General features: G+C 40.7%; 1 protein-coding gene. It reads left to right on the forward strand.

Annotation, left to right across the window (positions count from 1 at the left end):
• Positions 1–425: mucin-binding protein (locus ADH81_RS11195; protein WP_049527695.1), on the forward strand; the 425-nt coding region annotated here is incomplete at both ends.

Genomic DNA, 425 nt, shown 5'->3' on the forward strand with positions numbered 1-425 from the left:
ACTACTAATGTTCAAGATAGCTTTACGTTCACAGGTAAGCATAATCCAACTACAAATACAACATCATGGAATGAATCTAGTCATACTTATGGAAAATTGATTGTCCCAGTTGTAGATGGATACTACTCTGATAAGGCAGAAGCTGGATCTAAAGTGGTAACTCCAGATCAACCAGAAGTAACAGACCATGTTGTCTACAAACCACTTGGAAGCTTGGTTCCAAAATCTGATGATCCAAACTTCCCATCAACACCAGGTGTGAAATATCCAAATGATCCAACAGATCCAAGTAAACCAGGAAAACCAGTAGTTCCAGATGTTCCAGGCTATAAACCTTACTTGCCAGATCCAAAAGATCCAAGCAAACCAGGCCAACCAGTAGATCCAGGAACACCAATCACTCCTGAAAATCCAGGTACTGACAC

Source organism: Streptococcus pseudopneumoniae (genome assembly GCF_001072925.1).
GTDB lineage: Bacteria > Bacillota > Bacilli > Lactobacillales > Streptococcaceae > Streptococcus > Streptococcus pseudopneumoniae_Q.